26 protein-coding genes are annotated in these 23,000 nt (G+C 57.9%); 14 read left to right on the top strand and 12 right to left on the bottom strand.

Features of this window, described 5'->3' with window-relative positions; genetic code table 11:
• Window positions 1-24: 24 nt before the first annotated feature.
• From ACUN0E_RS04770 to ACUN0E_RS04745, 6 genes are all read left to right on the top strand, one after another.
• Window positions 25-882, top strand: coding sequence for a LysR family transcriptional regulator (locus ACUN0E_RS04770; protein ID WP_445570381.1), 858 nt, complete (start codon window positions 25-27; stop codon window positions 880-882).
• A 54-nt stretch (window positions 883-936) separates the two neighbouring features.
• Window positions 937-1,359 carry an IS66 family insertion sequence element accessory protein TnpA gene (gene tnpA, locus ACUN0E_RS04765; RefSeq protein WP_445565381.1) on the top strand — a complete coding sequence of 141 codons (423 nt, stop codon included), beginning with the start codon at window positions 937-939 and terminating at the stop codon, window positions 1,357-1,359.
• A complete protein-coding gene (gene tnpB / locus ACUN0E_RS04760) occupies window positions 1,353-1,700 on the top strand; it encodes an IS66 family insertion sequence element accessory protein TnpB (RefSeq protein ID WP_445565378.1) in 348 nt (115 codons plus the stop codon). Before tnpA ends, tnpB begins: the two co-directional genes overlap by 7 nt.
• 59 nt (window positions 1,701-1,759) lie before the next feature.
• The gene (gene tnpC, locus ACUN0E_RS04755; protein ID WP_445565377.1) at window positions 1,760-3,274 is read left to right on the top strand and encodes an IS66 family transposase; all 1,515 of its coding nucleotides are present in this window, start codon (window positions 1,760-1,762) and stop codon (window positions 3,272-3,274) included.
• A 14-nt stretch (window positions 3,275-3,288) separates the two neighbouring features.
• The gene (locus ACUN0E_RS04750) at window positions 3,289-3,780 is read left to right on the top strand and encodes a hypothetical protein (protein WP_445565376.1); all 492 of its coding nucleotides are present in this window, start codon (window positions 3,289-3,291) and stop codon (window positions 3,778-3,780) included.
• A gap of 455 nt (window positions 3,781-4,235) precedes the next feature.
• Window positions 4,236-4,802, top strand: a complete 567-nt coding sequence (locus ACUN0E_RS04745; RefSeq protein WP_120305763.1) for a GNAT family N-acetyltransferase — start codon at window positions 4,236-4,238, stop codon at window positions 4,800-4,802.
• Window positions 4,803-5,053: 251 nt separating this feature from the next.
• Here ACUN0E_RS04745 and ACUN0E_RS04740 read toward each other — a convergent pair whose 3' ends face one another.
• Entirely contained in the window at window positions 5,054-5,476 is a 423-nt protein-coding gene (locus tag ACUN0E_RS04740) for a hypothetical protein (RefSeq protein WP_445565807.1), read from the bottom strand.
• A 297-nt stretch (window positions 5,477-5,773) separates the two neighbouring features.
• On the opposite strand from ACUN0E_RS04740, the gene ACUN0E_RS04735 reads away from it, so the two are divergent.
• Window positions 5,774-7,450 (top strand): ABC-F family ATP-binding cassette domain-containing protein, encoded by a 1,677-nt coding sequence (locus tag ACUN0E_RS04735; protein ID WP_408224602.1) that lies wholly within the window; start codon window positions 5,774-5,776, stop codon window positions 7,448-7,450.
• Between the two features lie 138 nt (window positions 7,451-7,588).
• Here ACUN0E_RS04735 and ACUN0E_RS04730 read toward each other — a convergent pair whose 3' ends face one another.
• Entirely contained in the window at window positions 7,589-8,284 is a 696-nt protein-coding gene (locus ACUN0E_RS04730) for a nucleotide-binding protein (protein WP_445565806.1), read from the bottom strand.
• A gap of 168 nt (window positions 8,285-8,452) precedes the next feature.
• Window positions 8,453-9,166 carry a gamma-butyrobetaine hydroxylase-like domain-containing protein gene (locus tag ACUN0E_RS04725; RefSeq protein ID WP_445565805.1) on the bottom strand — a complete coding sequence of 238 codons (714 nt, stop codon included), beginning with the start codon at window positions 9,164-9,166 and terminating at the stop codon, window positions 8,453-8,455.
• 281 nt (window positions 9,167-9,447) lie between these two features.
• On the opposite strand from ACUN0E_RS04725, the gene ACUN0E_RS04720 reads away from it, so the two are divergent.
• Complete coding sequence (locus tag ACUN0E_RS04720; RefSeq protein WP_408224584.1) at window positions 9,448-9,858, top strand: ACT domain-containing protein; 411 nt, start codon at window positions 9,448-9,450, stop codon at window positions 9,856-9,858.
• Window positions 9,859-10,036: 178 nt separating this feature from the next.
• On the opposite strand, the gene ACUN0E_RS04715 is transcribed toward ACUN0E_RS04720, so the two are convergent.
• Complete coding sequence (locus tag ACUN0E_RS04715) at window positions 10,037-10,870, bottom strand: oxidoreductase (protein ID WP_445565804.1); 834 nt, start codon at window positions 10,868-10,870, stop codon at window positions 10,037-10,039.
• 94 nt (window positions 10,871-10,964) lie between these two features.
• Between ACUN0E_RS04715 and ACUN0E_RS04710 the strand changes: the two genes are divergently transcribed.
• Window positions 10,965-11,948 carry an AraC family transcriptional regulator gene (locus ACUN0E_RS04710; protein ID WP_408224658.1) on the top strand — a complete coding sequence of 328 codons (984 nt, stop codon included), beginning with the start codon at window positions 10,965-10,967 and terminating at the stop codon, window positions 11,946-11,948.
• Window positions 11,949-12,011: 63 nt separating this feature from the next.
• Here the strand turns inward: ACUN0E_RS04710 and ACUN0E_RS04705 are convergent, their stop codons facing one another.
• From ACUN0E_RS04705 to ACUN0E_RS04695, 3 genes are all read right to left on the bottom strand, one after another.
• Window positions 12,012-12,728, bottom strand: a complete 717-nt coding sequence (locus ACUN0E_RS04705) for an O-methyltransferase (protein ID WP_408224578.1) — start codon at window positions 12,726-12,728, stop codon at window positions 12,012-12,014.
• 105 nt (window positions 12,729-12,833) lie between these two features.
• Entirely contained in the window at window positions 12,834-13,142 is a 309-nt protein-coding gene (locus ACUN0E_RS04700) for a hypothetical protein (RefSeq protein WP_408224576.1), read from the bottom strand.
• A 12-nt stretch (window positions 13,143-13,154) separates the two neighbouring features.
• Entirely contained in the window at window positions 13,155-13,736 is a 582-nt protein-coding gene (locus tag ACUN0E_RS04695) for an RNA polymerase sigma factor (protein ID WP_445565803.1), read from the bottom strand.
• Between the two features lie 555 nt (window positions 13,737-14,291).
• Here ACUN0E_RS04695 and ACUN0E_RS04690 point away from each other — a divergent pair.
• The 3 genes from ACUN0E_RS04690 (at window position 14,292) to ACUN0E_RS04680 (ending at window position 16,832) form a co-directional block, all read left to right on the top strand.
• On the top strand, window positions 14,292-15,536 hold the full coding sequence (locus ACUN0E_RS04690) for an MFS transporter (protein WP_445565802.1): 1,245 nt from the start codon (window positions 14,292-14,294) through the stop codon (window positions 15,534-15,536).
• A 151-nt stretch (window positions 15,537-15,687) separates the two neighbouring features.
• Entirely contained in the window at window positions 15,688-16,119 is a 432-nt protein-coding gene (locus tag ACUN0E_RS04685) for a hypothetical protein (protein WP_445565801.1), read from the top strand.
• Between the two features lie 401 nt (window positions 16,120-16,520).
• Entirely contained in the window at window positions 16,521-16,832 is a 312-nt protein-coding gene (locus ACUN0E_RS04680; RefSeq protein WP_408224564.1) for a hypothetical protein, read from the top strand.
• 447 nt (window positions 16,833-17,279) lie between these two features.
• Here the strand turns inward: ACUN0E_RS04680 and ACUN0E_RS04675 are convergent, their stop codons facing one another.
• Window positions 17,280-18,401 (bottom strand): hypothetical protein, encoded by a 1,122-nt coding sequence (locus tag ACUN0E_RS04675; protein ID WP_445565800.1) that lies wholly within the window; start codon window positions 18,399-18,401, stop codon window positions 17,280-17,282.
• 93 nt (window positions 18,402-18,494) lie between these two features.
• Here ACUN0E_RS04675 and ACUN0E_RS04670 point away from each other — a divergent pair, with 93 nt between their 5' ends.
• Window positions 18,495-18,782 carry a hypothetical protein gene (locus tag ACUN0E_RS04670; RefSeq protein ID WP_445565799.1) on the top strand — a complete coding sequence of 96 codons (288 nt, stop codon included), beginning with the start codon at window positions 18,495-18,497 and terminating at the stop codon, window positions 18,780-18,782.
• A gap of 120 nt (window positions 18,783-18,902) precedes the next feature.
• Here the strand turns inward: ACUN0E_RS04670 and ACUN0E_RS04665 are convergent, their stop codons facing one another.
• From ACUN0E_RS04665 to ACUN0E_RS04655, 3 genes are read right to left on the bottom strand one after another with little or no spacing between them, the layout of a single operon-like run.
• Window positions 18,903-19,748, bottom strand: a complete 846-nt coding sequence (locus ACUN0E_RS04665) for an MBL fold metallo-hydrolase (protein WP_445565798.1) — start codon at window positions 19,746-19,748, stop codon at window positions 18,903-18,905.
• Between the two features lie 21 nt (window positions 19,749-19,769).
• Complete coding sequence (locus tag ACUN0E_RS04660; protein ID WP_445565797.1) at window positions 19,770-20,096, bottom strand: hypothetical protein; 327 nt, start codon at window positions 20,094-20,096, stop codon at window positions 19,770-19,772.
• A gap of 7 nt (window positions 20,097-20,103) precedes the next feature.
• Window positions 20,104-20,649, bottom strand: a complete 546-nt coding sequence (locus tag ACUN0E_RS04655; RefSeq protein WP_445565796.1) for a sugar ABC transporter — start codon at window positions 20,647-20,649, stop codon at window positions 20,104-20,106.
• 166 nt (window positions 20,650-20,815) lie between these two features.
• On the opposite strand from ACUN0E_RS04655, the gene ACUN0E_RS04650 reads away from it, so the two are divergent.
• Complete coding sequence (locus tag ACUN0E_RS04650) at window positions 20,816-21,709, top strand: LysR substrate-binding domain-containing protein (RefSeq protein WP_445565795.1); 894 nt, start codon at window positions 20,816-20,818, stop codon at window positions 21,707-21,709.
• A 266-nt stretch (window positions 21,710-21,975) separates the two neighbouring features.
• Here ACUN0E_RS04650 and ACUN0E_RS04645 read toward each other — a convergent pair whose 3' ends face one another.
• Window positions 21,976-22,347 carry a hypothetical protein gene (locus tag ACUN0E_RS04645; RefSeq protein WP_445565794.1) on the bottom strand — a complete coding sequence of 124 codons (372 nt, stop codon included), beginning with the start codon at window positions 22,345-22,347 and terminating at the stop codon, window positions 21,976-21,978.
• Between the last annotated feature and the right edge of the window lie 653 nt (window positions 22,348-23,000).

Raw genomic sequence — 23,000 nt, 5'->3', positions numbered from 1 at the left:
TCAGAATGGCCTCGACAAATGGAAGTGGATCGATTCCACGAATTAAACGCCTTCATAGCTGTGGTTGAAGCCGGCGGTTTTACAGCTGCCGCGCATCGAACCGGCGATTCACAGTCGGCAATCAGTAAGGCTATCGGCGCGCTCGAGAGGCGCCTCGGCGTGGTGTTATTTAACCGAAGTACGCGCCGCGTGACCCTGACGGATCAGGGGCAGAGATACTACGATCGGGCAAAACCGCTGCTTGACGAGATGGATGACGCCGACAGCGAGCTGACCAGCAGTACGCATAATGTCTCGGGTTTGATCAGGATTGCTGCATCAGGTACTTTTGGCCGTCTTCATATTTTGCCGCTTATTCCCGACCTGCTATCACTCAATCCTGGCCTTCAGGTGGATCTCATTCTCTCGGACTTCGTGCGAGATATGGTGGAAGATGGGATTGATCTGGCGATCCGAGTGGGGCCCGTGAACGATCCTGACGCGATCGTCAGGCGCGTGGCCAGTACTCCTCTCGTCTGCGTCGGATCCCGTCGCTACTTCGAGCAACGCGGAATGCCAAAGACTCCTGTCGAGCTCGTTGATCACAATTGCCTTTTATATCGCGGCTTGACGGAGTCAACGCATTGGCCTTTTGTAGGGCCAGAAGGTCGATTTAGCGTGTCCGTGCGCGGAAATCTCACGTCCAACAGTATCGAAACGATCCGGGCTGGTGTTCTAGCCGGTGTGGGAATCGGCCTGTTTGCGAAGATCTCTCTTGCCGATGATCTCCGACATCCGGACGTCATCACCGTTCTCGACGAATTTATGGGCGACGCCAGAGACATAAGCCTCATCTGGCCAAGACGCCGGTTTGTACGTAAGCGTCAGCGGATCCCGTCTTGAATCGCGACTTCCCGAATGTGAAGGTGATGCTTTCGTGAGAACGAGGGCAATGCGATGGAAGACGAGAACATTAAGGCTGCAACGGCGATGGGTACGCGTCGCCCACGGCAAGGGGAAGCGTTCTGGGGCGAAATGGTCACCACCTGGAAAGCGAGCGGTGTCGGCGCTCGGCGGTTTTGCCGAGAACAGGATCTGGCGGTAAGCACCTTCAGCCTGTGGCGCAAGAAGCTCTCAAGCCCGGTCAGAGAGATTAAACAGCCACTCGCGGTTACTGCGGATGCCGCATTCATCGGTTCCAATCTGGATGGTGAACTGGCTTCCTCAAGGCCGCTTGTTGCAACGCCGGCGGCGGATGTATCGCCGTCGCGTGACGGGGTGACGCTCTCGCTCGCTGGCGTTCGTATCGAACTGAGCGGCGTTCACGCCGAGCGCATCGTGCGATATGTGCTCGGGCAGCTCGGAGGTGGTCGGTGCTGATTACCTCGGACGTTCGCGCTTACATTTGTCGCGACCCGGTCGACATGCGCAAGGCGATCGATGGGCTGTCTTATCTCGTCGAGCCGCTACTTGCTCAGAAGCCTGCATCGGGCAACCTGTTCGTTTTCGTGGCGCGAGACCGCTCCAAAGTGAAGATTCTTTATTGGGACCGGACCGGTTTCGCGCTTTGGTATAAGCGTCTCGAAAGAGGCCGTTTCCCGTCACCCTCATTACTCGCTCAGCGCGGCTTCACGCTCGCGGAACTCAACGCATGGCTCGAAGGCATCGAGATCCCGGCGCGAGAGCCACACCGCACCGTGGCAGTGACGCGCGTGGCATGAGGTGCTCCAGCGCGGCCCCGAGCTTGTAAACGTGGCTTGAGTTAGGCATCATGGAGCACATGCCACCCAACGCCGTCACTGTCGCGGATCTTCCCGTCGAGCCCGATGCGCTGCAAGCATTCGCGCTTGAACAGAACCGGCTCGCACGGGTGTTGTGGGAGCAGTTGGAAATCCTTCAGTATCAGATCGCGCAGTTGAACCGTGCGCGCTTTGGCGTGAGCTCCGAGCGCCTGGCGGGCCAAGCCGAGCTGTTCGACGCCGCAACCGATATCCCGGCACCGCCGGCGGTCGACGCCATTCCCGTAGGGAGTCACACCCGTAAAGGGCGTCCGGCGCTACCGAAGGACCTGCCGCGCACACGCATCGAATACGATCTGAGCGACGAACAGAAGATGGCGTTCGATACGCTTGAACGGATCGGCGAAGAGCGCAGCGAGACGCTGCATTACGAGCCGTCCAGGCTCACCGTCATTGAGCACATCCGCTTCAAATACGTGGCGAAGAAGGATGGCGAATCGACCATCGTGACCGCAAGCGCTCAGCCGTCGCCGCTGCCAAAGAGCAATGCGAGCGCGAGCCTGCTCGCCAATGTCCTGGTCAATACCTATGTCGATCATCTGCCGTTGAATCGACAGGAAATGCGCTACGCGCGCCGTGGTGTGTACTTGCCACGCGCTACGTTGTGCGAATGGAAGCTGGCATCTGCTGAGCTGCTCTCGGTACTGCTGCCTGGTTTGCGCGCTCACCAGTTGAAGGCGCCGCGCATGCACGTGGATGACACGACGCTACCTCTGCTTGAGCGAGGGCACCCATCAACGCGCACAGCACGATTATGGGGTTATCTGGGCGCGGGCCAGCGCAACGAGAACGGCGTCTGGGTCGACCACCCGCCAGCGGTCGTGTTCGAGTTCGCTGAGTCACGCGCGGGCGCGCATCCGCTGCTGTACCTGAATAAATACAAAGGCTATCTGCAAGCCGACGCGTACAGCGGTCATGGCGCGCTTTACGCGCGAGGTGACATTATTGAGGTCGGATGCTGGGCTCATTGCCGTCGACGGTTCTTCGAAATTGCCAAGGCTCAGAAAGACCCCGGCCTCGCGGCGCAGGCACTGCAGTGGATCGCCAAGCTATATGCGATTGAATCACGTGTCAAAGACCAAACCCCGGACATCAAACTTGCAGCACGGCAAGCGCAGACGTTGCCGGTGTTGGCACAGTTTCGTCAATGGCTAGAGGCAAACAGCATCGGTTTGCCCGCGCAAGCCCCGCTCGGCAAGGCCTTCGGTTATGCGTTGCGACATTGGGAGGCGCTTGTCCGATATACAGAGAACGGCGTCCTGTTGCCAGACAACAATGCGCTTGAGCGCCAAATCAGACCGATTGCCCTCGGAAGGTCGAACTGGCTGTTCGCGGGGTCTCCACGAGGTGCGCGTGCGGCGGCAACAATGTATTCACTCCTTGGGACCGCTCGCCTTAACGGTATCGAACCCTATGCGTGGCTCGAACGAACACTTGAGAAACTGCCGTCGTATCCCGTCAATCGCGTGCACGAGCTCTTGCCGCTCGCCCGTTAAAACACCTCTACACCATGGACATTCTCGACTCGCTTCGGCAGGCGCCTAGTGCCGAGCTTTATCGCCTCTATCTTGCTATCGGCAAAATGCTCGATGATCCCCGACGTATTCTCGAAATACGTCAACGCCTGCACCTGGGGATGGCCGTTAACTACATCGGCGATAACCCGCTTGGACCGCCGGCGCAAGGCACCATAGTCGAACTCCGCCAGACACAGGCAGTGGTTCAGGACAGCACAACTCGACGCCGTTGGGGCGTGCTCTATGCGGCGATCATCCCGGAAACTTCGACTGTTCAGCCTCAGGTTGAACCGACACCGCCGCCGAGAACGCAGCGTGAAGAGTTCTTCATCGGTGACACAGTTAGCTTCACTGACAAGCACCTAAGCGAGCGCGTCGGAGTCGTCGTGAGGCTGAATGCCAAGACCGCATCGGTCGCCGTCAATGACACCGATGGCCACTGGCGCGTTTCGTACTCTCTATTGCGAAAGATCGTCGACATTTAGCCGCGAAAACTGCCCTAACGGGTTGTGCTGACGGATACGTTTGTACCGGCGCGTGTGCGACAAGTCACCGATTTTTTCGCAGAGGCTATACCGCGGCGTATTTAGTCCTCCGAACTTAGGAAAAATGGTCAGCGATGGCGGAGAGGGCCTTCGGATCAGTCAAGTGGACTTCCTATTGATCGCGCGAGCCATGAAAGCTCAAGAAGCAGAGCACGAACACGGTCCAGTCCCCTGAAACATGGTTGGTATCGCGAAAATCGACGGTCCCTTCAGGGTCGACCCGAGACGGTCATCATCCGACTGGGTTCGGCCATGAAGCGACATTCGACACGAGCACCTGGATTGGCGACAATGGAAGATCCAGGTCCGCGGCGAGGGGCTAGCGCGATGGGAATAGACGGCGCGCGCTGTCTATCAATCGTGTCGCTGCTGGTCAAATTTGTGCGAGGACAAGAATGGAACTAGCCACCGCTATCGTTTCCACCGACCGTTGCTTTCTTCGACCCGCCACTGCCAGCGATTACAACGCATTGGTTGCTGGGATTGGAGCGCCGGAGTTCCCTCCCGAACTTCCACTGGCCAATTTACAACGGCAAGGCAAGCTGAAAGCTTGGTTGGATTCGATCCTCGCGATGTCGTTAGACGGGAGAGCTTGCGTGTTTTCGATTGACCTTCGGACAGGCGAGCGTTGCATCGGCCAAGTATCGCTCGTTCAGAGAGATAAGTCGGCAAGTTGGAATCTGGCGTTTTGGTTGAATCCTGCGTATTGGGGCGGAGGCTTGGCCGTGGAAGCGGCTACGGCTACTGTCCGATATGCATTCACCGTCATGGCGATACAGGAGGTCTGGGCAGGCGCTGCAGCTTGGAATCAACGTAGCATCAGGACGCTGCTCAAACTTGGATTGCATCCTATCGAAGCAGCTGAAACATTGAACGGCGAATCCGGCTCATCGGACACTACCCGCGCCTTTTCGGTATCGCGCGATTCCTGGATGCGCGCATCGACTGACGACTCGACTTGAGTCTCATTCAGCGAGATCCGGTCGGCAACTAGGTCGGCGCATGAATGACCACAACCGGGACTGCTGAATGTCTCTTCAGGGTTGCGGAAGCTCTGCATCCGAGCGACGCCTGTGATGTTCGGACTGACCGCGTTCTTCCGGGTTCGGCCAACTTGAGCCGTCCTACGAGATCGCCCAGATCGCCGACTCACAGGCATCGGTTATGGTCAAAGTTGTCCGGATGCTTTTTCGATGGCCCGGGCGCACGCAGCTTAGAAGCCCGGCGCGGGCCGCCAGTGAACATAAGCCGGGAATGAAGCGTTATTCAGAAACGCGGAAAATATGTCGACGACCTGCATCGACATGAACCATTCGTCGCAACGCATCGGAATGTTTCCCGCCCTAAACGCCAATATGGTCCCGTCCGGGAACACTGGATTGGGCTTGTCGTGGAAGGCTCTTGAACGCGTCCTCGTGCCCGCATCAAAGTGTTCGACCATGCAAGTGACGCCGCCCCCTGCAACCTGAACGTAACTCCCGCTCTCACTAGTCAGAGAGGCGTACGAAGACGGCCCATAGCTGCGCAATGCCTTTATTGCACGGCTGATCTGAGCCAGCCTGGGCGCTGAAATGCCGACCTTTCCCTCAATCTCGAATTTCATTGGCCGATAAACTGCGATAGGAGTGTTGAGCAAGAACTTCATCCTACCAGCGCAGTTGGCTGGCATCTTGAACGGCCGCATCGGAGAAAGCCGAAGGTCCGTAAAGGGTCGGATGCTGCCGATCGCTGACAGGCAAAATCGGCCAATAGCTGTCATTCACCGTATGTTCGCTGGCCCCGCGCCGGAACGCCCGGTGTGCCAGAGCCCGCCTTGCTTTGTGGCCGGTGGGCGCCGCAAAGCGCAGGTGGCTCTTTACTCGTGCGGCCAGAAAAGAGACAGCCTTGCACGTCCGGTCGGCTATCATGCCTGTCCTCTTCGAAGTAGCTCCTTATGATTTCCGTCCGTAATGTCACGCTGCGCCGTGGCGTCAATGTCGTACTCGACAGCGCGTCCGTCACCTTCACCCCCGGCGAAAAGATTGGTCTCGTCGGCCGCAATGGCGCCGGCAAGTCGTCCTTCTTCGGCCTTCTCAACGGCACGCTGCACGAAGACGGCGGCGAGTTCTCGATTCCCGCTGCATGGAAGATGGGCCAGGTTGCGCAGGAGATGCCGGAGACCGAGCAGAGTGCGACCGACTTCGTCATCGAGGGCGACACCATACTGCTGGCCGCGCAGGCCGAAGTAGCCGCCGCTGAGGCCAGCGACGATGGCATGCGCATGGCGCACGCCTACATGGCCCTGCACGACGCTGGTGCACATGATGCCCCCGCGCGTGCCCAAGCGCTGATCCAGGGCCTTGGCTTCAGTGCTGCGCAGCTTAGCCAGCCAGTCAACAGCTTCTCCGGCGGCTGGCGCATGCGACTGCAGCTGGCGCGCGCGCTCATGTGCCCGTCCGACCTGCTGTTGCTCGACGAGCCGACCAATCACCTTGACCTCGACGCGCTGGTCTGGCTGGAAGCCTGGCTCAAGCGCTATCAAGGAACCCTGGTCGTGATCAGCCACGATCGCGAATTCCTCGACGCGGTGACGCAGGTGACGGTGCACGTCGACAACGCCAAGCTCGTGCGTTATGGCGGCAACTACAGCAAGTTCGAAGACATGCGCGCTGAGCAGATGCTGTTGCAGCAGGCCTCGATGGCCAAGCAGGCGGACAAGATCGCCCACCTGCAGAAATTCATTGACCGTTTCAAGGCCACGGCCTCGAAGGCGAAGCAGGCGCAGAGCCGGGTCAAGGCGCTCGAACGCATGGAGAAGATCGCACCCGTGCTTGCCGACGCAGAGTTCACCTTCGAGTTCAAGGAGCCGCTTAACGTCCCGAACCCGCTGTTGTCGATGCTGGACGCTAGCTTCGGCTACCCGGCACCGACCGACGCACCGCCGGGCACGCCGCCCACGGTCATCGTGCGGGGCATCAGCCGATCCGTGCTGGCCGGGCAGCGCATCGGCATTCTCGGTGCCAACGGCCAGGGCAAGTCCACGCTGGTGAAGACGGTGGCGCACGAGCTGGCGCCGATTGCCGGCGAAATCAGCGAAGGCAAAGGCCTGAACATCGGCTACTTCGCACAGCAGGAACTCGACGTGCTGCGTCCTCTCGACACGCCGTTGGAACACATGATCCGCCTTGCGAAGGACACGCCGGCGCACATGCGTGCCCCCGGCCAGAGTGGCACCGAACAATCGCTTCGCACCTTCCTCGGCACCTTCAACTTCAGTGGCGACATGGTCCATCAGGCGGTCGGCACCATGAGCGGCGGCGAAAAGGCGCGGCTCGTGTTGTGCATGATCGTGTGGCAGCGTCCTAACCTGCTGCTGCTCGACGAGCCTACCAACCACCTCGACCTGGCCACACGCGAAGCGCTAGGCATGGCACTCAACGAATTCGAAGGCACAGTGTTGCTGGTCAGTCACGACCGGTCACTGCTGCGCGCGGTATGTGACGAGTTCTGGCTCGTCACCAAGGGTGGCGTCGAGCCCTTCGACGGCGATCTGGACGATTACCAGCAGTTCCTGCGCGACGAAGCCCGTAGCCTGCGCGAGCAGGCTGCCGGGGAGAAGGTCATCGCCTGAGTTATGCCCTGGCAGCTCAACTTTGAGAGCGGGCATCATCAACGCCACGGTGAGCATGACGACAGCGGGTCGGCTTCGCCAGTTTGAGGCAGCGCGAAAGCGGCCACTCACGAGCGACTGTGATGCTTTCTGTCAGGGTTAGGGCGCGACCTTGTCGATCTCCTCATAAATGCGGCTAAGCCAGACCTTGACCCGTTGGCGCTCAAGCATGCCAAGACCGATGCTCGCGCGATCCGGATGATGTGCCGCGGCCCAGAAGCTCGAATTTCTCTGGTCGATTTTCTGCATCGTCGTGTCGGGAAGATGGCGCAGCGAAACGACCTTCGCACCAAGCGCTTCCGCACGCTGACGTTGGCCTGATGTTTCCAGCAATTCGAAGCGCTCGCCCCGGATTTCGTTCAGCACGATCACGAGGGGCAACTTGCCACCGAACTGATCGAGCCATTGCCGCAACAGGTCGACCGAATCGCGGCCCGCGTCCATGACCTGCCACCACGTGAGTGCAATACCGTTTTCCTGCGCAATACCGAGCACGTCAGAGTCGTCGAACCACTTCGAGACCGATTGCTGGGTCTGCGCTGCGAGGTCGATAAGGATGCGGCGTTCGGGCTGTTCGAGAGCATGCTCGATAACCGGGTCGAGACTGTCGTGGTCGTCGAGCGTGGCTGGCGCGGTGAAATCGGCGTAGTAGCGCAGCAGCGCTCCGTGCGAGCGGTCAGTGTCGAAGCCAAGAAACGGCAAATTGCGGTCGATGAAGTACTGCGCCAGAACGCGGGCGACGAGCGATTTTCCCACCCCGCCTTTTTCCCCGCCAATAAAGTGCACGAAGCTCATGTACTCGATTCCTTGTTGTCCTAGTGGATCTGCGATGCAAGCGCGCGGTGCCGCCTGCACATAGGCTATCCGGGCAAAATTCGTGGAGGCGGTTTTTTTGCCCGGCCTGGGCGCAGTACGCGCCGGACAGGCGACCATGCATCATGCCAGTCGACTATGACAGGCTGATCAAATCGACACCGTCGGGATAAAACTCGACTCGAGAGCCTCGTAAGACAACTCGTGGGAAAGATCAATGAGGCGGTGCATTGCTTCTTCTGCTGGTGAGTGCGGTGGTCTGCGCCCCGTTTGACGAGTCCGGCCTCGCGCATCGCACTTGCACTTGGCAACATTCCTATTCACTTCGGTACGCACTTCGAAGACCTTGCCGTAGTTGGTTTCGCGGACATAGCCGAACAAGGCGACAACCTCGAGAAGCGCGCCGATTTTCACGGGCCCTCCGGTCAACTTTGCGAAACCGAAACGCCGAATATCGTAAAGCCAGTCGCCAAGCGCACCGTCGGTGCGGCTGACTGTCGAGAAATCCGCACACGGCACGCGCTGGCCCAAACCCGCGTCCCATGTTTCGATTTCCGTCGAGACCCAGCTTGGCGCGCGAGAACTCACGCCGTCATAGGCATGTTCGGCGAGCCAGTGGATGTCGTAGACGATCTCCCTGCCGTCGGGCTGGAATGTCACGCGCAGCGTTCGCTCGTCCACCGAGGCAGCGGCAATGCGAACGTCCGCCGAAATCTCTCCGAGCGTGATCAGCCGTTGGCCGTTACCCGGTGCCCGGGTCGATTCATCGCGCGCATTGTCTCGTAGCCAGATCGCGTGGAAGCGCCGCTCCCTGCCGCCGCGAAAAGTAAGCGAAACCGCTTTCCCTTCGTCGAGAATTTTCACCGTGTCCACGTTTTTCCCGTTGCATGGGTTATCACAGGCCGTATTTCATACCTGTCCCTACCCGGTGACAAACAATCGTTCTGGGTAGCGAGACCCCAAAATCGTTATGGATCCGCCTGGCATGAATCGGCGGGACCCAGGCAGTTGGGAACGGTTTGAGCGGGACCGGCTAAATCATCGACAATCGGTCATCCGAATCTTCCCCCTATACGGTTTAGACGCCGAGCCCTAAACTCAACGAAGCCATGAGTGACATGGAGCGATGCTGTGCAGGAGGTTAAATGAACCCGGTTTCCGATCTGTCTGTTCTATTAAAAACGTTGAAGCCGGTGCTTAACCCGGGCGTGTTTGTGTTTGCTTCGGTCAAGGACGGTCATGCCATTGACCCGTCCGTCATCGTTGCGTCAATCCGGGAGCCTGAGGGGTTGTCGGTCATTACGAGTGAGACGGACGCGGCGAGGAGCGGTTTGAATGCATTGTTCAAATGTGCCTGGATTACGTTGACCGTGAATTCAGCCTTGGATGCGGTGGGGTTGACCGCGGCATTCGCCAGTGCATTGGGGTATGCCGGCATCAGCTGTAACGTGGTGGCGGGTGCGTACCACGATCATATTTTTGTTCCGCTCGAATCGGCAGAGACGGCGATGCAGGTACTTCATAAATTGCAGACGGATGGCGGTACTGGGCAATAACCAGTCAGTCCGCGTTTCGATCAACGGTGAACTTCCTGGTTCGGCCGCAACCCGTCATTCAAATACGTCGTCGGTAAGACGGCCGGGCATCGGCGGCGTATCCGCAACCGGCCATCCGACGCTGTTCATTGCTAATGCGCGGCCTCAGACCGTTCCCAAATACGGGCGCTACGCGTACTCATCCGTCCGTCGATCTAGTAACAGCTTCCCACGCGTCAAATTCTGCACTGAGCGACGATAGCTTTTCCCGGACCAAACCGAGCGCATCGCTTCCTAGCAGAAGATGCGATGGCGGCTCGTCGCTTTCGATAACGGACAACATGGCACGTGCAGCTTTCACAGGATCCCCGAGTTGCCTGCCGCTTTTCTCTTCCCGCCCTTTTCTGATTGGGTCGAACAGAGAATCGTAGTCCGGGATCGAGCGCTGGGTTCGAACCATCGAACGACCGGCCCACTCAGTGCGAAAAGACCCAGGTGCCACTGCGGTCACGTGGATGCCGAACGGCTTGACTTCTTTACCGAGGACCTCGGAGATTCCCTCCAATGCGAATTTGCTGCCGCAGTAGTAGGCGATTCCCGGCATGGTGGTGAAGCCGCCCATCGATGTGATGTTGAGAATATGTCCGCGTCGCCGTTCGCGCATATACGGCAATACACTCTTCATGACGGCAACAGCACCGAACACGTTCACGTCGAATTGCCGACGCATTTCAGCAAGCGGCGACTCTTCCATGACGCCCTCGTGACCGTAACCGGCGTTGTTCACCAGTACATCCAGTGGTCCCACGCTAGCTTCAATTCCGTTGACGACACCTTCGATTGAATCGAAATCAGTAACGTCAAGGACTCGACCGAATGCGCTTGCAGAGTCAAGCGATTCAAAGCGCTGTTTTGCCTGCTCGCTTCGTACCGTGCCGACGACCCGATGCCCTGCGGCGAGCGCTTCTTCGGCCAATGCGCGTCCGAAGCCGCTACTGACGCCCGTGATAAGCATGGTTTTGGTTGATAGCATTGCAAACACTCCTGCGCTGGTTGGGAGAGTTGCATGTTATTCTGAAAATTCCCTGGAAATCAGACCAGATTGTCTGTATTTATTGCCTATTTCTATGAACAAAGCGGCCCGCAAAGAGCGCGTCGAGCAACGTGTTCCCTCTGCCAGTGCACGTGAACAGCGCCGGATGGTGGCCTTGCTGACTGCGCTGGCTCCGCAGGAAGGCTACAACCTGACTGCGTTGCACGATGTGCGAATCCTGCGCTCGGATCGGGCGTTGTCTCGCACGCCGGTGCTATACGATCCCGGCATTGTGATCGTCTGCCAGGGTAGAAAGCGGGGATATCTGGGTGACCAGGTTTATGTGTATGACGAGCAGCACTATCTGGCTGTTGCGGTGCCGGTCCCTTTCACGATGGAGACCGATGCGACGCCCGAGCGTCCGCTACTGGCCCTGTATCTGCATCTGGACTTTCAGGTAGCGGCCGAGCTCATGATTCAGATCGATCGTCATGGTTTGTCATCGTCAGGCGACGTGCCGCAGACCATGATGTCGAGTCCAATGGATGCGCCGATGCGAGAGTCTGTACTGCGCTTTCTGGAGGCAATGAACCGGCCACTTGACGCCGCAATCCTTGGTCCGGGACTGGTGCGTGAATTGTATTTCCGTGTTCTTACCGGCGGACAAGGCAACACAATGCGTGCGGCTTTAGCGATGCAAGGTCAATTCGGGAAGATTGGGAAAGCGCTGGAGCGTATCCATGCGACCTATGCAGAGCCGCTAGATCTTCCCAGCTTGGCAAACCAGGCCGGGATGAGCGTTCCTACGTTCCACAGCCACTTCAAGGCCATCACGAGTACGTCGCCGATGCAGTACGTGAAATCCACTCGATTGCATCAGGCTCGCTTGCTAATGGTGCGCCAAAGCATGACTGCCGAGGCGGCATGTCATGCTGTCGGCTATGCCAGCCCTTCTCAATTCAATCGGGAATTCAAGCGGCTCTTTGGCCGAACGCCTGCCGCGGAGACGAAACGCCTTCGCGAGAGCTTCGCGCTGCCTCCAGCCTTTCCGGAGTCAAGGTTCGTCTCATCGCATTGAGGGGCAGGTGATTGCGATTCCCAGGAATCGAGGACTTCCGACTGGCGTCCGCTGCACATCAGCTTAGGAAACGACGACTGTAAATTCGATCCCCGATTCAAAGTCCAGTGTCGTGCTTGAAAAGCGCGGATTGTCGTCGAGGTACTGCTTGTATGGTCGAACGGCGTCCTCAGCGGTGTACATGTTGTCGGCGAGAACGATGGATCCCGGGCGTAGCAGCCGCTCAATCTGCTTGAACAGATTCAGATACGTGTTGGCCCATACGTCGATAAATACCATGTCGAAAGCGCCGTCTAATTCGGAAACGGTCTGGAAGACATCACCCTCCCGAAGGTCGACATAGGCGTCTACGCCCGCCGTTCTGACGTGAGCCCGGAGTTGTGCGCACTTTGCAGGGTCGAGTTCAGTTGCGACAACCGTGCCGTTGCCCAACGTGTGAAGGGCTTCGGCGAAATACAGCGTGGACACGCCGCAGGAGCTGCCGAGTTCGAGAATTCGAGCCGGCTTGTGCGAAAGCACCATGTTGCGCAAAAATCGTCCCGTCTCTGCTGACACGGCTAACGACAGAGGCGTGCCTTGCGAGGATTCGAAATCTTCGCTGGATAATCCGAGCGTTTCGAGAAACCGTCCGCGTAGTCGAGGTGCGAGCGTGTCGTATTCCTCTGCGAGAGTCAGGAACTCCTCGCTCGATCCCTGGAACTGCGCCCGTGCGCGGGCAATCACTTCTGTCTGGCTCTGTTCGTGAAGCCGCTGCAGAAGCATTGTGGCAGGTAATGTCATACGCTCTCCCAGGTAACTGATCGCCCGTGCAGGGCACACCGCCGCGCGACATGCGCAGTGACGGGCTTGTTCCGGTTGTGGCCGGTCTTCAATTCTCGCGCATGCTCAATCTTCCGCCGGCCGGGTCGGACGTGACCCTCTCGCCGCCTGGAATCGTTCCCGTTCTTCTGGTGTCATCGCATCCCATTTGCGCCAATGCCGTCGACCGCGCCAGCCACCGTGTCCGCGGAATCCGCCAAACAGGATGCGGCTCAGAACCAGCAAGCCAAGTGCATGTGCGAAGTCGATGGTACGGGCGCCAACGAATAACGCCGGAATCACCCAATTCCATAGAAGCGTGACCGCGCACCCGAGCACGCCTATGCCGACCACCACGAGCAGTGCTTTACCGGCACATCTGATTCGATAATTCATCCGTCGAGTCCTCTAAATATCCAGTTCGTCATAAATGGCCTGCAGTCGGACACGCAGATGCAAGACCGCGTAGCGTTTGCGCGCGAGCAGCGTATTGAGCGTGACACCGCTTTCCGCCGCCATGTCTTTGAAGGACCGCCCCTCCAGCTCGTGCGCAATAAACACTTCGCTCTGATTGGGCGGTAATTCATCGAGCGCATCCTGCAAGGCCTTGAGCAGTACAGTGCGAGCGTAGAGGGCTTCGGGACTTGCGTCGTGTGCCGGTAGGGCGAGATCGAGGCGATACTCACTGTCGGCGTCATCGTCATCCTGTGACAGCTCCGGCAGCGGCTGCTCTTTCTTCTTGCGAAAACGGTCGATGATGCGGTTGCGTGCGGCACGGAACAGCCACGCGCTCGCTTGTTCAATCGGAGCGGGAAGGCGGTAAGCCTGCACGAATTCGTGGAAAACATCCTGCAGGATGTCCTCGGCGTCGTTTGGATCGCGGATGCGACGCCGGATAAAATTGACGAGCTTCGTGCGCTCACGCACCACGGTCGCGGTGATGTCGCTGTCTCGATCGGTCATCGTGTCCGTGGTGCGTGGCGGTTCCATGCGTCTGAAGACGTTTCAGGAATGCGAATATTGTGGGCCGCCCTGAAAAAACTGCGTTCAGTAGCGGCCTGCGCGCTTAACGCAATGCTTGACGAGGTCGTGAGCATTATCTAACTGAAAGAAATGGCTGAGCGATGCGGCTAGATCCATTTAAAAAGTCTATAGGACCGACGCCCGAGCCGAGCATGGCTGCGTCTGCTGCAGATAGGCTGCAACGGGCCGCTCTCACCATACCCGACGATCTGCTCAGGGGGCGACTACGGAAATCCGAAGCAAACTCGGGACTCACCCGGCCCGGTTCGACAATGAACTGCCGGCTTCAGCCATTTGCGGCCATCGCGACCGTCGGATCGGATGACGGCTATTAACGAGAACGCGGACTGCTCGAGCGTTTGCAACTTCAAGCCTCAGCCCGTTGTTTCGGCAATGTGGAAGTGACCAGTTCGACCTGATCATAGCAATCGGGAAGCGATCGCGATAATCTGCAGCGTGCGCGCCGGACGGACCGTCGCTGCCGAACAGGTTCGGGACCACAACCGGGGGGGGCGTTTCACAATGTCTGACCAAAGCGATAGTCAATCTGTCACGATGTCTGACCGAACCGGTAGCCAATCTGCATTGCGTCAAGTTGCAGCTTCGAGGCTTTTTCTCGGCGCAACGATTGCGATGTTTCTGTCGGGTCTCGGCGCGTCGGCGGCTGCACCACAGATCGTTCTGTTCCTGGTGAGGGAACTCGGCGCCTCGCTGCCGTTGGCGGGATTTTATTACCTGACCAGCCTTGCGGCTCCAGTCGCGGGGTATTTCGTCGGCCGCTACTCCGATCGCACAGGGAATCGCCTCGGTCTTTTTCGCATGTGTGCAGCGGCGGGCTTTGTGGGCTGGGCGGGGTTGGCCCTTTCTAGTTCGGTCTGGATGCCCTTCATCATCTCCGTCGCTTTGCTGGCCGTTTCCGGTGCTACCGCCTCGCAAATTTTTGCGGCGGTTCACGATGAACTCAGCGACAAGCCCGGCGACGCAAATGAAAGTGTCGTTGCCATCATCCGTATGGCGCTTACCGGCGGATGGATCGTCGGGCCTGTCCTGGGCGCGTGGGTGGCGGCTGCCTATGGCCTGCGCCCCATGCTTTGGATGACCGCCATCTGCATGCTTTTACAGATCGCACCTCTCGGAACGCTGAACCCGACCGCCAGGCTCAAGCCGGAGTCGGCGAGTGAGCCCGCGCGTCACTCCAGCCTACGTGCCATGCTTCCATTGCTGACGTTCACAGGACTCTTCGTCCTGGTCTACGCAGGGGAGCCTGTGAAGTACGGCTTCCTGCTGATCTACATGGAAGAACACCTCAAGCTGGGCCCGACCGTACGGGGAGCGGTCATCGGCATACAGCCATTCATCGAGCTACTCATCATGCCCTTCAGCATCGGGCTGGGCCGCAAGCTTGGCAACGTCTGGTTGATGTGTATCGGAGCCGCCATGGGGGTGTTTGCCAATTTTTGCTTTGTGCTCTGGCCGTCCGCAGCAGGCATGTTCGCCGGACAGATCCTCATGGGTGGTGTTTGGGGCATATTTATGGTTCTGGGCATCATCGTCGCTCAACGCCTGCTTCCCAACGCGGTAGCAACGGCGTCGGCAATCTTCATGAGCTCGACGGCTCTCGCCTCGGCGTTAGGAGGCATTGCAGGCGGTTTCGGGGTCGCATTCCTGGGTCTTCCCAATGTTTTCCTGCTGCCAGCGCTCTTCGCGGGTATTGCCGTTATTGGACTGGCATTGATGGCACGCACCGAAAGCTTCAAGGCGTATTGATCTCGCCAGTCCCTTCGCGCGCTTCACCATCCCGCTAAGGGAGTCATTTGCAGACCTTCGACATGCCGACCAAAATTGACGACAATGTTCCCACGGAGCGATTACAGGTCGTGCTCCGTCGTCGGAGACGCCGCTGCATCTAAAAGGAAACATGAGACGACTATTCCTCGCTGCGATCGCAGCCACCTCTTTCGCGACTTGCGTTCATGCGCAAAGCAACGCGTCCGGTCCGCTCGTCACCCCCTCGGGCAATCTGCAATTCGTGCGCATTGACCGCGATTTCGTGGGGATGCTTGACAAGGAAATTTTCGATCGCTTCGGCGCGAACACACTCATGCATTTCGATGACGTCGACAACGCAAATGACACCGTCACGCGCACGCTCGTGCAGACTGATTCCGGCCCGGTGCTGTACGACTTCCGCCGCCGTCCGCCACTTGTCCAGCATTTGGGTGAGCGCATGACAGTCAAGCGCGTTTTCTGGCAAGGCGATGAAGTCGTGATGCAAAGCTCGCAAGGCTGGTTCCGATTCAAACGCGGCGCGCTGACCAAGCTGCAGTCGTCTACAACGACGTACCGTTAACTACGCGCGCACCTCAACTACGTGCTCGCCAGCAATGACATGCGTGGCTGTTCTCTATCCATACAGCCCAATCAGTTTCCTCGCGGGTCACGTAGCGTGCTACGCGCAATGCCGAACCACGCCGGCCTGAGCTTGGGGACCGGGACCCATTAGGCGTAATTCCGGAAATTGAAATTCACCCTTGCGAACAATGCGCTTAATTATCAGCGGCCGCTTTCCTAAACTTTGTATCACCTGCTATGGACCCGATTTCGCGCTGTCGGCGCATTGTAATCATCAATACTGTGCAATACCGGCCTCAGAAGCCTTATCGCACGTGGCTTGAGCCGATTGGGACATAGAGGGCACTGTGGGCATATCGTTTGTATCTAAATTAGAGTCCAATCAAGGAGGAACGGGTCATGAACAAGGCAACCAGCACATTAATTGCGGCCGTCGCCGCACTCACGCTGTCGGGCGGCGCTTATGCACAGAGCAACAACACGCTGGCGACCCCGAGCACCGTGTCGCCGGCCGCCGTGTCCCCGGCCACTACAACGAGCGGCTACGGCGCGCCTGGCGTCACCAACTCGGACAGCGGCATGGGCGCCATGTCGCCGAACTCGGGCCTGCCGAATAGCCCGAGCAATAGCTCAACGTCCCTCACCAACGTTCCCGGGAGTCACAACACGCTGGCGACCCCGAGCGTAGTATCGCCGGCCGCCGGCCAATAACAGTTGTTAAAGATGACAACCCGGCGCAAATAAGCGCAGAGCGGCAAAGCGCTTCAATCGCGTGGCACGCAGTTGTGGTTTTGACCGGTCCCACAGTTTCGCGACTGCAGGAAAAGTTAATGCGACTGCTCTGGCTCGCCATAGCGAGCCAGACGGCGAAATTCGCCCCAACGTTGAATAACCGTTTCGCAGAAAAGCCAAGGACCGAAATAGGTCGATCTGCGACGCTCGTCATCTGACTGAGTACGGTCAAAGTGAGTCATGTAGAACGCGCCGGCGAACGACTGTTCCAGCTACGACGAAAGGTGATCACCGCCGGCGCTCCAGACCCGTAACCCACCGGATCGTGGAGCGTTGGTGGGAGCGCCCACCCAGCCATTGTTGAAACGTGTCTGTGGCAATCGTCATTCAATCCGTCCCGCTAGGCGATGACCCATATCGGAAAGACTAATGAGTCGAGAACACTGAGATTCCACCGTTCGGGAATCCTGCCGCGCCGGGCTGGAACGGCACATACACTTGCCCAAGCGTGCTGTCGATCGCGACAGAGTGCGCGCCTGTGCCCACCGGAATCTTGAAGAGCAACTGCCGTGACGCGCCATCGATTACGCCCATCTGCGGGCTAAATCCCGACGCTGCAGCGACACCGCTCGTGACGTAGTGCCGGGCCGGGAGGAAATAGCGGTTGGAAGCCGGATCGTAACTGGCCTGGTCCACCCCGCCAAATGGCAGGCTGGCTTGAATTGCGCCACTCGTACGATCGAGGATCAGCGTGATGAGCGGGTCGCCCGCCGGCGGATCGCATCCCACGAGCACGTCGTTATTCGGGCCAAGCACGATTCCCGCCGGTCCGCATTTCCCTAGTGGAAACGATTTGCTGACAGAAGGACTGCCTGCCACTGCAGAACTGGCGGTAATGACATCGAGTTCGCCATCGGGATTGGCAGAAGTCCCATCATTGTTGATCAAAAAGCTCTTCGAGGCAGAATCATATGCGCACGCTTCGAGCCCCGACGAACCGTTGAATGGAAGCTTTGCCACTGCCTTTTGTGTCAGCGTGGAAATCAACGTGACAAACGGCGGCGAGTCTCCGGGGCTTGCGAACATCACAAGGTGGTCATCAGGATCGTAGCAGCCCTCGTCGACGCGCGATCCGGAATTACTGATGACGATTGTGTTGATTGTCTTTTGCGCAGCCGTATCGATCACCTTAACTGAGTCGACGTCGCCTACATAGATCGTGTTCGTGCCGGTGATACCTACAATTCCGTCTGGACCGGACTCGTCTGTCGTCGCACCGGCACCGATGAACGGCCCTGGGATCTGCGCGATCAACGTGTTCGATCCGGTGTCCACGACATCGACTGCTTTGTTATTGCGGTCGGCGAGAAAGTACTTGCCGGCCTCGACGTAGCCGATGTCGAAACTGAATGGTGGGCTCGAAGCATTGGGCACGGCGATGTTCGTCAGTAGCTTTGGCGGTGTCGGTGCGCTGACGTTATCTCCACCTCCGCAGCCGGCCAATGCGGCCGCAGCGAGCAACATCAAGGTCATCATGCGCTTTTCCATCGATTTGTCTCCTTTCCATTTTATGGTCTGACCGTGGGTCCAGGGATCGGCTTGAGTACTGAAAACTATCCCGCCCCTGAACGACGACGATCAATGAACGATTCCTTAAGGAATCTTAAGAAATGGTCATCTGAAGAGATAGCCACGTTTCCCATGAATGCGGCTGCGCAGCGCATGAATTGTGGCTATAGACTGGCTGTCTGGCTCACACAATGGCGGCGCGACGGTAAATCGGAAAGTAAAACTTATTTATGGTCTGCATTACGTGGACGCTATACCCGTAATGAATCTGAAGCTTCCGTAGACGTGGTGGTGACATGTCAGCCGCAATTTCGCGCTGCGGATTTTGCCGGCTCTGCGCGACGTGAAGGAGTTCAGTGAGCCACATGTGTTAGGCCACACAGGCGATTGGACCGGCATGATCGCTGCGCCTGGTTGTTGCCTATCGATGTACGGACCTTCGTAAGCGGCGGTCGAAGATGGTTGCTTCTGTTCGCGGCCTCATGCTTCGTTCTCGTAAAGCAGACCGTAGCTCCCGCTCGTTCGCTTTATTCGCGCGAAGCCGAGTTCCCCCAAATGCATACCGGCGATCAAAAGTCCTTCCGAACTGACCAGGTCGAGAAGCCGTGATCGTGTGGTGGCTGCCAGAGAAGGGTCTTGATCGAATGCAATCGATACGTCTGGCCGTTCAATCTGGATGTGAGGAAAATGAACAATATCTCCCCAGACAAGCAGGCCCTGATCATGGGATTCGAGAAGATATCCGGAGTGTCCAGCTGTGTGTCCCGGTAGCGACATCGCTCTGATACCATGAAGCACTTCCCCCTCATCGAAAGTGCGGAGCTTGTTGCGATAGCCGTCAAACACTTGTCGCGCTATCAGGAAGTTACCTCGAGAACGTTCGTTAGCATGACTTAAATTTCCATCATCCTGCCAAAATTCAACCTCTCGCTGATGAGCAACAAGTTCCGCATTCGGAAAAGCAATTTGTCCGGCTGTGTCCACTAGCCCTCCGACATGGTCGGGATGGGCGTGTGTGAGCAGGATTGTGTCTATCTCAGATGGTTCGACGCCAGCAAGCGATAAATTCGTTTTCAGGCGGCCGCCCCAGTGCTTGACGCCTCCAGCCCCACCATCAATGAGAATGGTGCGGCCCGCTTCGCGTACTACATAGCAGTTGATATGCACGGCGGAAGGCTCCTTCTGCCCTGCATCACTTTGCATTCTGGAGGCCTCGGAGGGGGCGATGTTCGAGAGGAAGTCCAGGCTAGCGGTGAGGTAGCCGTCGCTGATAGCGGTGATCGTGAAATCACCGACTTGCTGACTTGGAAAGGTAAAGGTGGACACAATTCTTCTCCGGAAGACTTTCTAATTTCGGGCGTGAATGTTCGATGCGGCATACCCAAAACAACGGATGCGCGCCGTGAGACCAGTGCAGCGCGCGATGGCGTCGTCCAGGGCTTCCATGAACTGGTTCATTACTGGGAGCGTGCGAAACGTCTCAAGGCGATATTGGACTTCTGCGAAGACGGGATGTCCGTGCCCATGCCGAACGTCGACATAGACGACATGAACGTTTTCGAGTGTCGCTTCAAGGACACGCGTACAGAGTTTGATGCAGTCGCTGGAAAGCTCGGCAAGCTTCTCGTCAGACGGCATTTGCCCCATAGGAATATAGAAGGTGACATTGGGCATCGCGGACCTATTTTCCCTGTTCGGTCGAAACGGTGCGGGAACACGTTAGTTGTTCCGTCATCGGCGAGTAAAGGTGGACGCCTTCCGACATGCTCTCGACAAGCTGGGCGTTTCGCCGGGGCAGTCTTGCGAGCCAACGGCGGTCCGGAAACTTCTCCAGTGCAACTGCTTGCATTGCCAACGGTGTGAGGCCCATCTGGATCAGAGGTTCGGGGCCGCCTGCGCAAAGCACGAGGAGTTCATCTGCATTGACTGCCGGCGCGAGGCCGATATCGCTGTAGAGATTTCGGTGCCAGTCGGTGATGTGTTGCTGCCACCTTGCAAAATTGCCACCGCCTTTCTGGCGATATTCCTCGCCCGTCAGGACGTCGAGACTGTCAATCGTGTGGACGGCGAGGTAGACCGGGCAGCCATCGCTTAACGACTTGAAGCGCTGCGACGTGTGGAAGCCAGTGACCGAGATGAGGGCGGGCAGTTTTTCAAGGCTGTAGAAGTCGTTCCATTCGGCTTCGCAGTTGGGATCGGCGAAGCTGCATTCCACGGTGTAGATCATCAGATTGTCCTTCGTGACGGGCGAGCATATTGCAGTAAATGATCCATGCTCATTGCAGTAAGGTAATGCTAATCTGATATTTTCAGCGTATATAGCGATATAAAGTCAGCCTTCGGTGACATTTACTCAAGCTGACGTTGAGCGCATACCAATTGGCGAGACTTCAATGCGACGTAAGATTCCAAGCAATTCCGCGCTCCTGGCTTTTGAGGCCGCGGCTCGACACGGCAGCTTCGCCCGCGCGGCCGAGGAGTTAGCGCTGACTGAGGGCGCGGTCAGTCGTCAGATCGGTCGATTGGAGGCGTTTTTGGGCGTCGCGCTGTTCGAGCGCGTTGGAAATCGGGTACGGCTTGCGGCCAGCGGCACACGATACGCGGAGCAGGTTCGCGAGATTCTGGATCGGCTGGAACGGGACAGCCTATATCTGATGGGACAGCCCATCGCGGGCGCGAGCATTGATATCGCCGCAATTCCGACCTTTGCCACCCGCTGGCTTATCCCTCGACTGAAACGCTTTCAAAACAAGCATCCGAACATTACCGTGCATATCGCCGAACGTATGGAACCCTTCATTCTTGCCGGTAGCGGTTTCGACGCAGCAATCCATTTTGAGCATCCAGCATGGGCAGGTATGCATCTACATCGCCTGCTGGAGGAGGTGCTTGTGCCCGTCTGTAGTCCGGCGCTTCTCGCAGACGCCGATGCGAACATATCGCTAGATGAGCTGCCACGCCTTCACAGGCGACAAAATCCGGACGCGTGGCAGCTTTATGCACAAGAGGCTGGCATCGTACTGACCAATTCGGCGGTTGGCGCGCGTTACGATCTGCATTCCATGCTGATAGAGGCGGCGCTAGCCGGCTTGGGTGTTGCATTGGTGCCGCGTCTTTACGTCGGGGCAGAGCTTGAACAAGGCCGACTGGTCGCGCCTTGGCCGGACGGCAAAGCGATCACCAAAACCTTCTGCCTCGTTCTTCCTGATCCGATCGAGTTGAGTGAAGGGCCACTACAGGCATTTGCGAAATGGATTCTTCACGAAGCCGGGGACTTAGCGGCTTAAAGCAGCGCCTGACGCTCATGACAAAACAGCCCTCCCTCTGCAGTTTCCCTCGCCAGGCGGCCGCCTCGCTTCGAATCGACCGTCGCGAATCAATGAACGGCCGTTGTACCTTGAAAGCCGCCTAAATGTCGCATTGGGTCGACAGAGCGCAACGGGTCGAGATGTGCCGGCCGTCGTCCGTTGCAGTGCGGTCGCCAATGCGCCGGGGAATATGGAACTGAAAAGGCCCACGTTCGTGAGCCAAGGGGGCGCGAAAGCATTCGGCGTTAAAGCGTGTTCCGGGCCGGATGCAGCGCAACTGCGGCGACGCGCTCACTTTGTGTGCGCCGGACCGCACGTATCTCGCGAAGGTGTCGAACCGCCGTTCGTGCCGCTATCACCGCGTCGGATAATCGCGCGATGGAACCCGCAATGAAGACGAGGAACAGCGCACCCACAATCAGCGCATACGCGGTGACAGACATGATCGCATAGCGAGTATTTTCGTCGTTGCTGTGCGTCGCCCATACATCGGGCAGTTGGAGCAGGATGAATCCGGCTCCAGCTGCGAGTGATACCCATAGCAGAAACACGGCGCTGGAAAAGAGAAAGAGGCAAAGGCTGCGCGTGGCCTTACCCGCGGCGCGTACATAGCTCATGATCGACTCCAAGAAAGGGTCTGCCCGGCGTAGTTACCGGTGCAACCGGCCCCGATGACTTGATTACGGCAGCCAAAACGCATGACTTGATGTCGAACAGCCGCTTCAAATGCGGCGAATTGGCGACGCGCACCGCTGGTTCCTTCAGATGCCGTGTCGATTAAACATATTCCCTGGCAGCCTAAAGATTCAGGGGCGAATGGCCCCATTACTCCATTACTACTCCATCCGATGGCTGCACCCGCGCAGCAAAACGGAGTTCGCATGCCCACGCTATTGAGGGTTGAACCGAGCGAGGAGGGTGGGCGGCAGACGTTGAACTGGAAAGCGGGCACTGTCCGGCCATCCAACTGATGCGATCCAGTGTTTCGCACAAACTCGGCGCTACAGTCCTTCGCGAGTGCGGTTTATCACGCATAGACCATGCGGTGAGCTGCACAGACCGCACATGGTTCGCCGGATCGTTACTGGTTTACCCCGTCCGGTTGCGAGTAAAAAAATGCCATTCAATCGAAGTTTTATACATGGACCCATCGCCTGCCGCGCAATTAACCTTGTCGAATGATGTTCGATACGTTTTCGCCGGAATCGAAATCGACCAAAGCAAAAAATACATTCAATCAAAGGAGATCGGATTGAGCAGCGAAACTACT

The sequence above is a fragment of the Paraburkholderia sp. D1E genome, assembly GCF_052682275.1.
The sequence above is the reverse complement of the archived record's forward strand: the minus strand, read 5'-3'. Positions and strand labels throughout refer to the sequence as shown.

Bases quoted from the DNA above. Each gene is read 5' to 3' on its own strand.
- ACUN0E_RS04690 (WP_445565802.1), top strand. From the start codon at position 14,292: ATGTCTGACCAAAGCGATAGTCAATCTGTCACGATGTCTGACCGAACC.
- ACUN0E_RS04745 (WP_120305763.1), top strand. From the start codon at position 4,236: ATGGAACTAGCCACCGCTATCGTTTCCACCGACCGTTGCTTTCTTCGA.
- ACUN0E_RS04655 (WP_445565796.1), bottom strand. From the start codon at position 20,649: ATGATCTACACCGTGGAATGCAGCTTCGCCGATCCCAACTGCGAAGCC.
- ACUN0E_RS04715 (WP_445565804.1), bottom strand. From the start codon at position 10,870: ATGCTATCAACCAAAACCATGCTTATCACGGGCGTCAGTAGCGGCTTC.
- ACUN0E_RS04700 (WP_408224576.1), bottom strand. From the start codon at position 13,142: ATGAATTATCGAATCAGATGTGCCGGTAAAGCACTGCTCGTGGTGGTC.
- tnpA (WP_445565381.1), top strand. From the start codon at position 937: ATGGAAGACGAGAACATTAAGGCTGCAACGGCGATGGGTACGCGTCGC.
- ACUN0E_RS04710 (WP_408224658.1), top strand. From the start codon at position 10,965: ATGAACAAAGCGGCCCGCAAAGAGCGCGTCGAGCAACGTGTTCCCTCT.
- ACUN0E_RS04735 (WP_408224602.1), top strand. From the start codon at position 5,774: ATGATTTCCGTCCGTAATGTCACGCTGCGCCGTGGCGTCAATGTCGTA.
- ACUN0E_RS04730 (WP_445565806.1), bottom strand. From the start codon at position 8,284: ATGAGCTTCGTGCACTTTATTGGCGGGGAAAAAGGCGGGGTGGGAAAA.
- ACUN0E_RS04695 (WP_445565803.1), bottom strand. From the start codon at position 13,736: ATGGAACCGCCACGCACCACGGACACGATGACCGATCGAGACAGCGAC.
- tnpC (WP_445565377.1), top strand. From the start codon at position 1,760: ATGCCACCCAACGCCGTCACTGTCGCGGATCTTCCCGTCGAGCCCGAT.
- ACUN0E_RS04685 (WP_445565801.1), top strand. From the start codon at position 15,688: ATGAGACGACTATTCCTCGCTGCGATCGCAGCCACCTCTTTCGCGACT.
- ACUN0E_RS04750 (WP_445565376.1), top strand. From the start codon at position 3,289: ATGGACATTCTCGACTCGCTTCGGCAGGCGCCTAGTGCCGAGCTTTAT.
- ACUN0E_RS04650 (WP_445565795.1), top strand. From the start codon at position 20,816: ATGCGACGTAAGATTCCAAGCAATTCCGCGCTCCTGGCTTTTGAGGCC.
- ACUN0E_RS04645 (WP_445565794.1), bottom strand. From the start codon at position 22,347: ATGAGCTATGTACGCGCCGCGGGTAAGGCCACGCGCAGCCTTTGCCTC.
- ACUN0E_RS04675 (WP_445565800.1), bottom strand. From the start codon at position 18,401: ATGGAAAAGCGCATGATGACCTTGATGTTGCTCGCTGCGGCCGCATTG.
- ACUN0E_RS04680 (WP_408224564.1), top strand. From the start codon at position 16,521: ATGAACAAGGCAACCAGCACATTAATTGCGGCCGTCGCCGCACTCACG.
- ACUN0E_RS04660 (WP_445565797.1), bottom strand. From the start codon at position 20,096: ATGCCCAATGTCACCTTCTATATTCCTATGGGGCAAATGCCGTCTGAC.
- ACUN0E_RS04720 (WP_408224584.1), top strand. From the start codon at position 9,448: ATGAACCCGGTTTCCGATCTGTCTGTTCTATTAAAAACGTTGAAGCCG.
- ACUN0E_RS04670 (WP_445565799.1), top strand. From the start codon at position 18,495: ATGAACGATTCCTTAAGGAATCTTAAGAAATGGTCATCTGAAGAGATA.
- ACUN0E_RS04705 (WP_408224578.1), bottom strand. From the start codon at position 12,728: ATGACATTACCTGCCACAATGCTTCTGCAGCGGCTTCACGAACAGAGC.